A 12518-nucleotide genomic window follows, 5' to 3' on the forward strand; every position below is an offset into this window, starting at 1 on the left:
AACAGCTGGCAGCTGTGCTGATGAAGGAAGCAGCGCGTCGACGTGAGGACCGGGCGAGAGCGCGGCCAACAGGCCACGCTGCGTCAGGGGCGCGCGTACACGCTGAGAGGCTCAGACTCGATCGACGAGGCCGTCGGCAGTGCCCGACGAGTCGAGCCACGGATGCATCGAGCCGTCGGCTTCCCCCGGCTGTGTGAGATTTCGTGATACGTGAGAGGGTCTGAGGCGTGAGTGAGACACCGTCGAACACCCTGCAATACCGCTTTGACGGGCCAGAAGACGCTCCCGTCCTGATCCTGGGTCCCTCACTGGGTGCCACATGGCACGTGTCGTAGAAATCGTCCACGGGCGTCCAGTTGGTCCAGGGTGAGCACGTAAGTCCAGGTCAGGGCCTTGTGACGTGAGTGGGTCCGTGGGGTTGATGACTCGATTGTGATCGCACGTGACACATGAGGACCCCTGTCGGCATACTCCGGCGGGTGTCCTGCGTAGACGTATACCTGATGGGAAGACGAGCAATGCTCAGAACCTGTGGATCAGCCCGGGAAGGACGTACCTTCCCGGGTGATTGATCGATAGGTCACCGAGCAAGACCGGTGTTCGCAGCACCGGCCGGGAAAGGTACGTCCGTGCTCACGGTAGTCAACGAGGACGGTTCCGCGCACAACGGGTCGTCGCTGATCGACGAACTTGTCCGGGAGGGCGCGAGGCGGATGCTGGCCGCCGCGCTGGAGGCCGAAGTTACGCCTACATAGCCGAGTTGGCTGACCAGCGGGATGAACATGGGCGGCGGCTCGTAGTCCGCAACGGCTACCACCAGCCCCGGAAGGTCACTACCGCAGCCGGTGTCGTCGAAGTGAAGGCCCCGCGGGTGAATGACAAGCGCGTCGATGAGGAGACGGGCGAGCCCAAGCGGTTCTCCTCCGCGATCCTGCCGCCCTGGTGCCGCAAGAGCCCGAAGATCAGCGAGGTGCTGCCCCTGCTCTACCTGCACGGCCTGTCCTCCGGAGACTACGTGCCCGCGCTGGAGCAGTTCCTCGGCAGCTCGGCCGGGCAGTTCCCGGCCACGGTCACACGCCTGACCCAGCAGTGGCAGGCCGACCACGCCGCCTTCATGGACCGCGACCTCGCAGAGATCGACTACGTGTACGTGTGGGCCGACGGCATCCACCTCAACGTCCGTTTGGAGGAGGCCAAAGCCTGCGTACTCGTCCTCGTCGGCGTGCGCGCGGACGGCAGCAAGGAGCTGGTCGCACTCAAGGACGGCTACCGCGAGTCGGGCGAGTCCTGGGCAGACCTGCTGCGCGACTGCGCCCGCCGGGGGATGCGTGCCCCGGTCCTGGCGGTCGGCGACGGAGCTCTCGGCTTCTGAAGGCCCTGGCCGAGGTCTTCCCCGCCTCCCGGCATCAGAGGTGCTGGGTTCACAAAACGGCCAACGTGCTCAACGCACTGCCGAAGTCGGCCCAGCCCGGCGCCCGCAAGGCGCTTCAGGACATCTACAACGCCGAGGACCGCGACCTCGCGGCCAAGGATCAAGCGTTCGCCCAGCTCTACGGCGCGAAGTTCCCCAAGGCCGTCAAGAAGATCACCGACGACGAGGCCGAGCTGCTGGCCTTCTACGACTTCCCCGCCGAACACTGGATCCATCTGCGAACGACCAACCCCATCGAGTCCACGTTCGCCACCGTCCGCCTGCGCGCCAAGGTCACTCGCGGCGCCGGCTCTCGCACCGCCGCCCTGGCCATGGTCTTCAAGCTCGTCGAGTCCGCCCAGCAGCGGTGGCGGGCCGTAAACGCACCCCTACCCTGCCGCACTCGACCTCCCGCACGCCCTGGTCGAGTGGGTAACCATGCTCATCGTCACCCGTGAGGGTGACCGCCGCTGCAAGCTCCCACCGCACCAGCGTGCTCTCGTCGGCCTGGTCTACCTTCGCCGGCACGACACGCTCGCGCAGATCGCCGCCGGTTTCGGCATATCCGTCGGTACTGCTCACGCCTACGTCACCGCCGTCGTCGGCCATCTGTCCCGCCGGGCGCCCGGACTACTGCGGGTCCTGCGGGAAACGGATCCCGATCACGTCCTGCTCGACGGAACGCTCGCCGAATGCGACCGGGTCGGTGACAGCCGGGCCGACTTCTCCCAGAAGCACCGCCGCCACAGCGTGAACGTGCAGGTGGTAGCCGACCCTGCGGGCAAGCTGCTGTGGATCTCGCCCGCGCTGCCTGGCCGCACCCACGACCTGACCGCGGCCCGCACCCACCGCATCATCCGGATCTGCGAACGCCAGGGCGTGCCCATCCTCGCCGACCGCGCCTACATCGGCGCCGGCTCATGGGTGACCACGCCGATCAGACGTCTTCCGCACCAGGACCTCAACGCGACCCAACGGACGATCAACCGGGCCCTGTCAGCGGCACGAGCACCGGTCGAACGAAGCGTCGCGAGACTCAAGTCCTGGCGCTTCTTCCGCAGAGCCCGATGCAGCCCCAACCGCATGACGCTCATCGCCGCTGCCGTCCTCACCCTGGAGCGTCAACGCTGAAACCGCTCACTGGCTCAGGCCCGACCGGGACGACCCGGACATCCATCATCAGGCGTGAAGGCGGGTGGAGCCGAGATGGCGGAGGACGGGGGTCGCCGGGGCTGACACCAGCCGTGCACTGGCCGGCCGGAAACCAGCCCGATGCACCCTGGCCCACACATCAGCCGGAGAGCCCAGAACCCGCCTCGCAGGCCCTCGGAGGTCCCTTCGAAACCCCCGTCGGTGGATCAAGGCCAAGTCAGGGGGTCGATCGTCCACCGGTGCCTGTCAGGGGCGGGCCGTCTCCTCGCTCCCCCCGCCGAGGGTGATGCTGTCGCCCTTACTGCTGGTCAGCCTGAGGGTCTTGGTACCGTCGCGCTCCTCGACCACGGCCTTGAGCGTGCCCCTGAAGACGCTGATGAACCGCTTTTCGAACTCCTGGACCGGACCAGGGCAGCCCATCATCGTCGAAGCGAGGTCGGAGACCTGCACGGTGTCGCCGTTGATCTCAACGTCGGCACCGAAGCTGTTGCAGCCCACAGTGCCGCCGGACTCCCCTCCGCCAACGTCCGGCTCGGCGGCGCCGGGCTTGAACGTCACATGGGCCTCGTCGACCCGGAACTGGTCGCCCTTGGGGAGGACATAGTCCTTGCTGTCCACGGTCACCCTCTGCGGCACCCAGCGGATGTCGGCGATGTCCGTGGCGCTCCCGTCTCCGACCGAACTGCTCCCTCTATCGGACACCGTGCCGCAGGCGGCCAGCACCGCTGTGCCAGCCAGAGCCGCGGCGGCGTACTTCGCTCTTGTTGTCCGCTTCATGACTCTTCGACGCACGAGGCGGGCGGTGGGTTCGGTGCTGTTGCCAATCCGTTGTCCAGTCCCTCGTGTGGAGTCTTGCGGTCAGCCCATCAGCGTCAGCAGTGGGGCGAGATCGGCACGTCCCCCACGTGCGCTCACCCGCACCCTCGACGGACAACTCACCACCGCGCGCGCGGCGACGATGAGACCGCCGCCTGACCGGCCCGACCACCGACAACGGCGGCCCCCCTTCCGCCAAGAACCGGGGCCGCCGCCAATCCACCTGTCCTTAGCAGACCTGTGGAGGTCTCCAGGATGACCCGACCCACCGACATCCGGCGAGAGCGCCGGTACGACGGCATGAACGAGTATCTACGCACCGCGCTCGACCTGGCCGCCTCCGGCCTGCCCCCGCTGCCCCTACGGGCCGGGATTGTGCCTTTCGGCAACTGCCGCCGATGCGCCAACAACGCCTGTGGCGGCCGACTCAACATGAAGAGGCGAGCGCCATCGCGAGCCGCACCCGCTGCCGCTCGGCCCCGGACAGCGCGTCGACGTCCCGCTCGGCCCGGACTGCGCGTGCGAGCCGCACTCAACACCAACACCAACCGGAGTCCGCATCGATGACGCAGAGATGGCGGCACTGCCGCTGACCCGGCACGCCTTCCACGGCGACTGGAACTATGCCCTGCACCCGCAGCCCCGTCCGGCCGTCCCGATGGCCCGGGCTCCGCAGGAGCCGGCCCCGCAGTGGGACCAGGCCCTGCTATCCGATCCCGCCCTGACCGGCATGTCCCGGCACAACTGGACCCCCTCACAGGGACTTTGGCCCTCGAAGGCGATACCCGGCGTGGCCGTCCGCCCAGGCTCGCCTTCCCCGAACAGGTCCTGGCCACGGTGCTCCATCTGCGGCTCGCCCTCGCCGCGGAACCTCTCGCCGTGCTGTTCGGCAGCAGCCGGACGGCGATGCACCGCACCCTCCTGAAGAACAGGAAACTCCTCGAAGCGCACGGCATCACCATCCCACCCGCGACGACGCCACCCATCGTCCTTGCCGCCCTCAAGGCTCGAGTCCTCGCCCAAACCGGCGAGCCCCACAACAAGATCAAGACGACGTGTTGATGATCTGCAAGCCCTTAGTTGGCGTGGTGGCGGGGGACTGCGACGCCGACGACTGTGAACGGGGCGGTGAGGAGGGCGTACTGCTCGGCTGGGAGCGTGGCGGGTTTCCGTACGGCCCTGGCTGCGATCACGCAGACGGACTTGGCATCCGAGTGGAGTCCCGCGCGGTATGCGTTGAGTTCCTCACTGCGCGGAAGCAGTGCCGACCTTACGGCGTGGTCGAGCTCGGAATTTTCCGATGCGGAGAGCCGGGGGGCACGGCTCGCCTCACGGCCGCCCTGCCGACGCCGGCTGACGGCGTGGTCGAACGCGGCGGCGAGAGCCTCGGGCGGCAGAGCCGCGACGGTTGCTATGAATCGAGCCGTGGCGGCATCCACAACAAGCTCCTTCTTCAAAATGCGGAAGGTTCAGGGCAAGCGCCAAGCAGGTGACGCCGCCAGGCACTCTGCCTTGCCCGTGAGAAGGTACGTTCCGGGTGGAACGAAGGGGAGTGTGACATGGATGTCCATCGCCTGGCACGCATAGCAGCGACGCTCTTTGGGGACCTCGGCGCTGCTGAAGCGCTCACCGTACGGGAGTTGCCCGACGGACTCGGAATCTGTGTGTGGCCAGCCGGCGTCCGGGGTGGAGGAAGCATCCTCGTGGGATGCGACGAGTCGGTTCTGTTCGTGGGATCCGCGATAGGTTTCGACGCCGGTCTCGCCGCTTTCCGCCAGGGCAGGCGCACTCCCGCCGAACGCTTCCGGGGCAGGCCTGACAAGACGACTGCACAGAAGCCCGTTGAGTAGCGGGGCGTGGGCGACCTCCATGAGCGGACGAAAGACGTCCCCTCGTGCCGGCGGTGATGACCGCGGCACCACAGAATCCGTGTTCGCCGCAAACACCGGATCCTGAATCGCATCAAGTCCGACCTGCCACGGCACCTGGCAGGCGCCGGCCGACGCCGCGCGTCGAGGCCCGCTACTCGGGCTCGGCCTCGACGATCCTGACGTCCTCGGCGATCGGGTCCTCCATGACCCTGGCCAGGTAGCGTTCGGCGCCGGCAAGGTCATAGGTGTCGTATGACGCCATCGAGCTGCCCTCGTAGGTCCACTCCACGCGGTACCGCTCTGCCACCCGGCTTCCCTCCCACTCGCTTACTCGCCGGAGCGCTGTCCGACCCGAACCGTACGCCGCCCGTCGTTTGCACCCCACACGACGTACGCTCGGCCGCAAATGCCACAACCGCCTTCACTTCCATGCATCCGTCCCAACCTGGCCGGGCAATACGTTCACGGTTCCGTGGGACAAATTAATCCCAGGACCGGTGGCTTCAAGAGCGCCGGATCGATGGGACGGCGTCCAGCAGTGGCAGGAGCCTGGGTGACGTCGTGCCGGTTGCCACCCGTGAGCGTGACGGCGAGCGGGGTTCCGCGACGGTCGACGAGCAGGTGGTGTTTGGAGCCGGGACAGCCCGGTCGACGGGTGAGGGGCCGACGTCGAGCGGTGAGGTGCGGGGCAGGCTGCTTGCCGACGGACCCGGGGCCCGTCGCGCGACGCGGAGCGGACGAAGGTCCGTGACGCGTCCCTGCTCCCCAACCGTGGTCCCGCTCGGGACCCGCCGCCCCGACCGGGCCCGCCAGCCGCCTCGGCCGGCCGCACCGGGTGCCGCCGACAGCCCCGGCGCCGCCGTGCATCGCATCGCCCACGAAGGCCCGCCCGGCTACGGCCACGGCGGGACCAATCAGGACGCATCCTTCGCTCCCGCAAAGTCCAACGCCTATGGGGGGCGTCCGTGACGCTGTGGCCGCGGTCGGCGCCCGCGCCGTGTGGCCCTGTGAGAGTGGCGCGGCTGGCACCGCCACCCGCCTGAAGCTGTTCGCCGACAGCTGGTTTATCGCGACCACCGCCGCGGCCGGCGAGGTGCTGGCGCTGTCGCAGGCGCTCGGCGTGGACCCGCAGAGTTTTTCGACGCCATCGCGGGCTGCCCGCGCGACATGGGCTGCTTGCGGCCCAGTTCGCCGTGGCGACTGCCGCCAAGGACGCCCGCCTGATCGTCCGGGCGGGCGAGAAGAACGGCGTACGCCTGGACGTGGCCGCGGCGAGTGCCGCCCGGCTGGACCGCGCCAGCCTGGCGCCCGACGCTACAAGGGAGCAATCAGTTGTTGCGTGCTTGGTTGAGGGTTTCGCGGCAGTCGAGGACGGCGTCGACGCCGACAATGGGCAGGGTACGCGGCACGGGTTCGGTGGCTGCGGCCCGCCCACTCTCATAGCGGGCTTGCCCCGTCGCGGAAAAATCCTCTCCCTTACGCAGTACGAGTGAATGAACCGATGGTTCCGTTCGGGTCCGGTGGCAGGTGTTTACGGTTTCTGAATGGATCCGGGGCTGCGGGCGAGGCCCTTCGAGCGGGGACCGGTGGGAAGGCGCACCTGATGTCGGGGTTGGGGAGGTCGCCGGACGTGCTCAGGCGCCGGGCAGGCCGCGGCCATCGGACCTGGGCATGTACCTGGGGCGTGGTCGGTGTGGCATGTCTCGTGGGAACAGTGCTGACGTTCGCCGGGTCGTGGGCGGCCGGGAGCGGGGCGGCGCGGATGGTGGCTTTCGGGCCGTCCATCGGTTGCTGTGGGTTGGCGGCCTCTGTGACGCTCCGCGCGAGGGGAACGAGCGGACGAGTGCGGATGCGTCTGCTTTTGTTGGGGGGTTCCGCGGTAGCCGGAGGTGTGTACCGGGGAGCGGTCACCGTGCTGTCGGCTCAGCCTCCGGCTTCGGGAGGGGACGGGCGATCGTTGCTGGGTTCGGTGGTGGTCACCGGAGTGACGCTGACGGTCGGCCTGGGGATGGCTGGTCTGGTGGTCGCGGCCGATGCCGGTACAGGCCGGCACGTGCTGCTGCGGCGCGTGCTCGACGGGGTCGTCACAGCCGGGGCCGTCTTCATGACGGGATGGGTACTGCTGCGGGGGGCCGGTGACGGCTGGCGGCTGGGGACGGGGATGGTCGGCGTCCTGTGGGCTGCGGAAGTCGTGTTCCTCAGTTTTCTGTTCGCTCTGCGCCGTCTCGTACGGAGCGACCAGAGGGCCACGTTGTGGGTCGGGATCGCCGGGCTGTCCCTCATGCTGATCGGCGACACCCTGCGACTGTGGGCGGTCGGCCCGCACGGCCCCGAGGTGATGTCCTGTCAGCTGGTCGACGCCTGCGCTACCGCGGGACTGCTGGTGGTTGCTGTCGGCCCTTGGGTGCCCGGCGGTGCGAGCGCCCTGGGTACCGCTCAGTCCGCGCTGCGATGGGGGATAGAGGGTGCGGCGGCGTTCATTCCCCTGACGGTCTGCACGGCCACGGTGCTGGGATACGTGCTGGCTGCGCCTGCCCGAGACCCGGTGCCGCTGTTGGTCGGCGGAACGGCACTGCTGAGCCTTTGGGCTCGCCAGAGATTCCTGCCGAGCGAGGACATCAGAAACGACGACTGAGCTTGTCCTACATTCCGAGCGTGGGTCTGAGTCGGTCATTCGTAAGATCGTCGGGGCTGGGGGGTTCCGGGTATGGCTGTGAGCTTGTCGCCGTCCGATGATGTTCGACGTCGCCCTGTTCCACTTGCCGTGGCGTGCCACCGTTGCAGGCGACCCCATCCCCGAACCCGACGTCCGCCGTCTCGCGCGCAAGCTTCCCCAAGGTGGCGCGAAGGACCAGCGCATCACCGACGGCCGGTACGACCCCACCAACGACGTCCATCATTCCTACGACGTGTTCATCGCCCAGGAACAGAACCTCGCCTGGGACGCCCGCCTCCGCCGTCGCTACAGCCACCTCATCGCCGCCACTGCGATCCTGTGGACCACCATCGGCCTTGTCGCCGGTCTCGTGATCGCGGACGCCACTCTGGGCGACACCCTCCTCAGCTTCTTCGTCCCGTCCCTGGCGGCCTACCAGATTGCCTACGAGATCTGGTCCGGCCAACGCAAGGTGGCCGACGAACGCGACCGCCTCGCCAAGGTCGTCAACACCGAGCTGCACAACGGACGGCCTGGCCGAGTCCCCGAAGACGAATGGCACCGACTGCGGAACGTCGCGCGGGACGTGCAGGACGGCGTACTCCGCACCCGCCTGGACACCACCCGAGTACCCGAGTGGTTCTACAACCGCTTCCGCGACGACGACGAACGCGACTTCGGCGACACCGCAGAACGCCACCGTCTCCGCCTCGCCAAAAACCCACCCTCACCCACATAGTGCGCCGGACCGGACACTCGAAGCCAACCCAGCACACCGCCACAACTTCAGACGACACCAGGTGCCTGAAGACGCGCGAACAGCGCATTGCAGGGCTCCTGAGCGCCTACGACCAGCCGCCCGTGATGAACCGGACGAGGAGTAGCTCTCCTGGCGGAGGCATTCCAGCGAATCCTTGCCGCAGTGTCCGACGCTGCCGTGTGGTGCTGTTCCGTCCAGTCAGCGCCACACGCTTCGTGGTTCGTGGGCCCGTGCTGGACAGTCCGCTCGCGCGCCGCGCACGTAGGCATCCTTCTCCTGGAGGGCGTAGCCGCAGTTGAAGATATCCGCAGTGTCGCGCTGATCCCCGACGCTGTGGCACACGGAGCCTCGGGGGCGGAGCCTGTACGGGCCCAATCGTCTTGGGTGGGCGGACCGGCGGTCACAGCTCCTTTGCGTAGGTGTCCTGGTACGCCGCCCTCCCTCCGAACACATTCAGGCCGATGTGTCCGCTCGTGTACGTCGTGTCCGTCACGTCGATGATCCGCTCGCCGTTGAGGAACACCTGGATGCGGTCGCCCTCGGTGAGGATGCGGACCGGATACGTTGTGCCGCGGCGGACCAGGGCCGGGACGCGGGCGAGGGCGGCGGCGTCGTCGAAGTAGCCGTCGGCCTTGGCGACCAGGCGGATCGCGCGCAGGTCGGGGTCGATGTTGAGGCAGTAGGCGTCTGTGCCGTCGGAGGAGGCGCGCCAGAGGAGGGAGAGGGCGCCGCCTGTGTCCGGCTCGGGGCCGCCGAGCCGGACCAGGGAGGTGAAATCCACGTCCGTCGCCGTGCGGGCCGAGATAGCGTTGGAGTCCTTGTCGAAACTTCCGGCGCGGCCCGCGCTGTCCGTCGACCAGCGGCCGGCGGGGGTGATCGTCAACTTGCCGAGGTCCGACCGGAATTCACCGCCGGTCGGGGCGGTCACCAGCGGCTTCATTCGATCCACCAGGCGGAAGGTGCTGTCCAGTCTGTGCACCTTGAGCGACTCGATGTGTGCGGTGCCGCCCTTGGCGTAGAAGGCCATGCCGTCGGCGTCCGGCGTGGGGAAGATCAGGCTGGTCACTGCGGCCTGTCCGTCCGCGCCGAATGCCTCGACCGAGGACGAGTCGACGTACACGCGTAGGGTCACGCGGCCGTCGGTCGTCTTCATCGGTGCGGTCGTGCGGCCCGCGAAGTACTGGGTGAAGTCGCTCAGGCCCGACGCCGAGCGGTCCACGAACAGTTCCTGCGCCTCGGTGTCGTATCCGACTGTCGTGTACTGGTCGTTGTCGGTCCGGAGCCGGAAGCCGATCTCCGTGGCGGTGCCGAGGGTGATCTCGGCCTCGATCTCGTAGGCGATGCCTCGGACTCCCGCGAGCGGGTTCGTGGAGTCGGGGCCGACGGCGAGGTCCTTGCGGGTCGTGGTGGACGTGCGCAGCGTTACCAGCTCCGGGACCGGGCGCTGCGCCAGGCGTACGCCGTCGGCGGTGTCCGTGAGGGTCAGTTCGCGGGGGGTGCTCAGCTGGCCGTTCCAGGGGCCGGTCGGGGCGCTGAAGGGGTAGTCCCAGTTGCTCATCCAGCCGAGCCAGACGCGGCGGTCGTCGGGCAGGCCGTAGAAGGACATGGCGGCGTAGTAGTCACGGCCGGAGTCGACGCGCAGGATCGTGCCGGCCTTCTGGTCGGGAGTGAAACCGGTGCCGTTCCACTCACCCGTGAAGTACTGGGCGGCCGAGCCGTTCGTGGCGCGTACGGCGCCGGTGCTCAGGGTGAGGACCCACTTCAGCTTGTCCTTGTCGCCGTCGACCGGCAGCGGGAAGAAGTCGGGACACTCCCAGACGCCCGGGGTGACCCAGTCGCCGTAGCCGAAGGAGCTGACTTCGGTCCAGGTGAGGAGGTCGGTGGAGGTGAAGAAGCGGATGTGGTCGCCGCCGGAGACGACCATCAGCCACTGGTCGTGGGCCTCGTCGCGGATGACCTTCGGGTCGCGGAAGGTCCAGCCGGCGTCGGGGCCTCCCGGGTTCTGCAGGGCCGGGGTAGAACCGCCGTGCAGCTGCCAGGAGCGACCCTTGTCCTTGCTGTACGCGATGCGCACGCTGGCGTTCCCGCCCGGCTTGTCCGGGTGGTAGCTCGTGTAGTACGCGATCAGGCCCGAGCCGCCGTCGAAGAGACCGGAGGTGTCGTCGGCGTCCACGACCGCGCAGCCGGTCCAGCAGTGGCCGTAGGCGTTCCAGGGCAGGGCGATCGGCAAGGGCTGCCAGTGGACGAGGTCGGTGCTGACCGCGTGTGCCCAGCGGCCCTCGTCCTGGTGGAAGAGGTGGTACTCGCCGTCGTAGTGCAGCAGGCCGCAGGGGTCGCTGGTGGAGCTGGTGAGTTGGGAGTAGTGGTACGTGGGGCGGTACGGCTCGGTGAAGTAGTCGGCGGTGCTGTGGATCTCGACGTTCTGGAAGTACGACGTCCCGTGCGCGGCCGCAGTGCCGACGGTGGCGCCCTTGGTGTGGGATACGCGGGTCTTGAGCGCCCGTACGCCGTCCACGTACACCTCGATGGTTGTGCCCGTCGCGCGGACCTCGACGCCGTACGTGCTTCCGGCCGTGATGGGTCGGACCGGGCCGGTGGCGGAGGCGAGGCGGGTGCCGGAGGAGCGGTCCAGCAGGGCGACGGCGTTGCGGCCGGCTTCCAGGCGGGCTTCGTAGCCGCCGGAGCCGTTCGCGGACGCGCGCAGGACGAGGCCGGCCGAGGAGGAGCGGTCGCCGGGTGTGATGTCGGCTCTCGCCACCAGGTCGCCGTCGGTGAAGGGGGCCGTGCGCAGGCCGTTCTCGCCGCGGATGCCGCGCAGGTCGGGGGTCCAGGTGCCGGAGCGGGCCATCCAGCCCCGGACGCCGGTGGTGAGGTCGGCGCCGGCGATGTTCTCGAAGGACACCTCGCCAGCCGATGCCGTGACGGCGAGTTGGCCCTTCGTGTGCGTGGAGTCCTGGGCGGTGATGACGGGGGCGTAACCGTCGGGAGAGAGGAAGTTGGTCTGCCAGTGCACGCGCAGCTCGTCGTGTTCCGCTTCGACGCGCAGGCGGTAGACCGTGTCAGCCTTGATGGTGGTCGCGTAGGTGCCGAGGGTGACGTCGCCGTCGATGCGATAGAGCCGCAGCCTGCCCTGTTCCGGGTCGACTTGGACGCCGTAGCCACGCGTGGCCTTGGCGTCGGCGCGTACGAGCAATGCGGCGATGGCGGAGGCGTCGTGCAGGAGCAGGTCGGCCTGGAGCGCGGTGTCGTACGTCTTGGTCGTGGTGACCGCGCGGGCGGTGGCTTCCTCGGTTGGGGCCGCGCGCCAGCCCAGCGGACTCGCCGCCCAGGTGCCGCCGCTCGTGGTCCAGCCGGTGAGGTTGGTGGTGACCGAGGAGAGGGAGGGCGCGCCGAAGGTGACCCTGCCGCCCTGGGCGAGCAGGCCCACCGAGCCGGTGTCGTGGCGGTGGTCCTCGGTGTGCAGGAGTCGCTTGCCGTCGGCATGCACCGTCAGCTCGGGTCCGTCGACTGCCACTTCGAGGTCATAGGACTTTCCGGCCCGCGCGCCGGGCAGTGGCGCGGTGGCGAGGGTGTCGCCGCTTGCCAGGTCGTAGAGCCGTATGCGGGCGCGGCCCGGGTCGAGGGCGGCCGCGTATCCGGCCGAGCCGTCCAGGGCCGCCCGGAACACCAACGCGCCTACCGAAGCGGCGGATTGGGGTGTGACGCGGGCCGCGTACCTGCCCTTGGTCGCGAGTTGCTGCTCGGACAGGGCGAGGGCGGGCCCTCGACGGCCGGCGGTCGCCTTCTGGCCGCCGTCCAAGGTGCGGGTCCAGGTGCCGGTGACGGTGACCCGGGGCCGGTCGTTCGCGTACG

At 68.7% G+C, this 12518-nt stretch carries 7 protein-coding genes and 5 pseudogenes; 7 read left to right on the forward strand and 5 right to left on the reverse strand.

Annotation, left to right across the window (positions count from 1 at the left end):
- Nucleotides 1–629 precede the first annotated feature (629 nt).
- Together C1J00_RS09210 and C1J00_RS09215 are read left to right on the forward strand one after the other, a co-directional pair.
- Nucleotides 630–1869 (forward strand): annotated as a pseudogene (locus C1J00_RS09210) (IS256 family transposase).
- A complete protein-coding gene (locus tag C1J00_RS09215; RefSeq protein WP_102908544.1) occupies nucleotides 1850–2542 on the forward strand; it encodes a transposase family protein in 693 nt (230 codons plus the stop codon). Before C1J00_RS09210 ends, C1J00_RS09215 begins: the two are co-directional and overlap by 20 nt.
- A 267-nt stretch (nucleotides 2543–2809) precedes the next feature.
- On the opposite strand, the gene C1J00_RS09220 is transcribed toward C1J00_RS09215, so the two are convergent.
- Nucleotides 2810–3340: an META domain-containing protein gene (locus C1J00_RS09220; protein ID WP_102908545.1), complete on the reverse strand. Its 531-nt coding sequence runs from the start codon at nucleotides 3338–3340 to the stop codon at nucleotides 2810–2812.
- A gap of 294 nt (nucleotides 3341–3634) precedes the next feature.
- Between C1J00_RS09220 and C1J00_RS46570 the strand changes: the two are divergent.
- Both C1J00_RS46570 and C1J00_RS09230 read left to right on the forward strand, forming a co-directional pair.
- Nucleotides 3635–3829 (forward strand): annotated as a pseudogene (locus C1J00_RS46570) (bifunctional DNA primase/polymerase); the annotation flags it as partial.
- 54 nt (nucleotides 3830–3883) lie between these two features.
- A pseudogene (locus C1J00_RS09230) lies at nucleotides 3884–4441 on the forward strand (ISAzo13-like element transposase-related protein); the annotation flags it as partial.
- 14 nt (nucleotides 4442–4455) lie between these two features.
- On the opposite strand, the gene C1J00_RS09235 reads toward C1J00_RS09230, so the two are convergent.
- The 3 genes and pseudogenes from C1J00_RS09235 to C1J00_RS09240 form a co-directional block, all read right to left on the reverse strand.
- Entirely contained in the window at nucleotides 4456–4836 is a 381-nt protein-coding gene (locus C1J00_RS09235) for a hypothetical protein (RefSeq protein ID WP_146046160.1), read from the reverse strand.
- 565 nt (nucleotides 4837–5401) lie between these two features.
- A complete protein-coding gene (locus C1J00_RS45155) occupies nucleotides 5402–5557 on the reverse strand; it encodes a hypothetical protein (protein WP_180989474.1) in 156 nt (51 codons plus the stop codon).
- Nucleotides 5558–5762: 205 nt separating this feature from the next.
- Nucleotides 5763–5918 (reverse strand): annotated as a pseudogene (locus C1J00_RS09240) (transposase); the annotation flags it as partial.
- Nucleotides 5919–6229: 311 nt separating this feature from the next.
- On the opposite strand from C1J00_RS09240, the pseudogene C1J00_RS46575 reads away from it, so the two are divergent.
- From C1J00_RS46575 to C1J00_RS09255, 3 genes and pseudogenes are all read left to right on the forward strand, one after another.
- Nucleotides 6230–6551, forward strand: a pseudogene (locus C1J00_RS46575) (NAD(P)-dependent oxidoreductase); the annotation flags it as partial.
- 611 nt (nucleotides 6552–7162) lie between these two features.
- Nucleotides 7163–7885 carry a hypothetical protein gene (locus tag C1J00_RS09250; RefSeq protein ID WP_245936278.1) on the forward strand — a complete coding sequence of 241 codons (723 nt, stop codon included), beginning with the start codon at nucleotides 7163–7165 and terminating at the stop codon, nucleotides 7883–7885.
- 97 nt (nucleotides 7886–7982) lie between these two features.
- Entirely contained in the window at nucleotides 7983–8645 is a 663-nt protein-coding gene (locus C1J00_RS09255) for an S-4TM family putative pore-forming effector (protein WP_245936279.1), read from the forward strand.
- 421 nt (nucleotides 8646–9066) lie between these two features.
- Here C1J00_RS09255 and C1J00_RS09260 read toward each other — a convergent pair.
- Nucleotides 9067–12518, reverse strand: a 3452-nt coding sequence (locus C1J00_RS09260) for a GH32 C-terminal domain-containing protein (RefSeq protein ID WP_102908547.1), incomplete at its 5' end; no start/stop codon positions are given.

This window comes from Streptomyces cahuitamycinicus (assembly GCF_002891435.1).
GTDB lineage: Bacteria > Actinomycetota > Actinomycetes > Streptomycetales > Streptomycetaceae > Streptomyces > Streptomyces cahuitamycinicus.

What these genes read in the sequence shown, in the direction of transcription:
- C1J00_RS09215 (WP_102908544.1), top strand. Translation starts at nt 1,850, where the DNA reads ATGCTCATCGTCACCCGTGAGGGTGACCGCCGCTGCAAGCTCCCACCG.
- C1J00_RS09220 (WP_102908545.1), bottom strand. Translation starts at nt 3,340, where the DNA reads ATGAAGCGGACAACAAGAGCGAAGTACGCCGCCGCGGCTCTGGCTGGC.
- C1J00_RS09255 (WP_245936279.1), top strand. Translation starts at nt 7,983, where the DNA reads ATGATGTTCGACGTCGCCCTGTTCCACTTGCCGTGGCGTGCCACCGTT.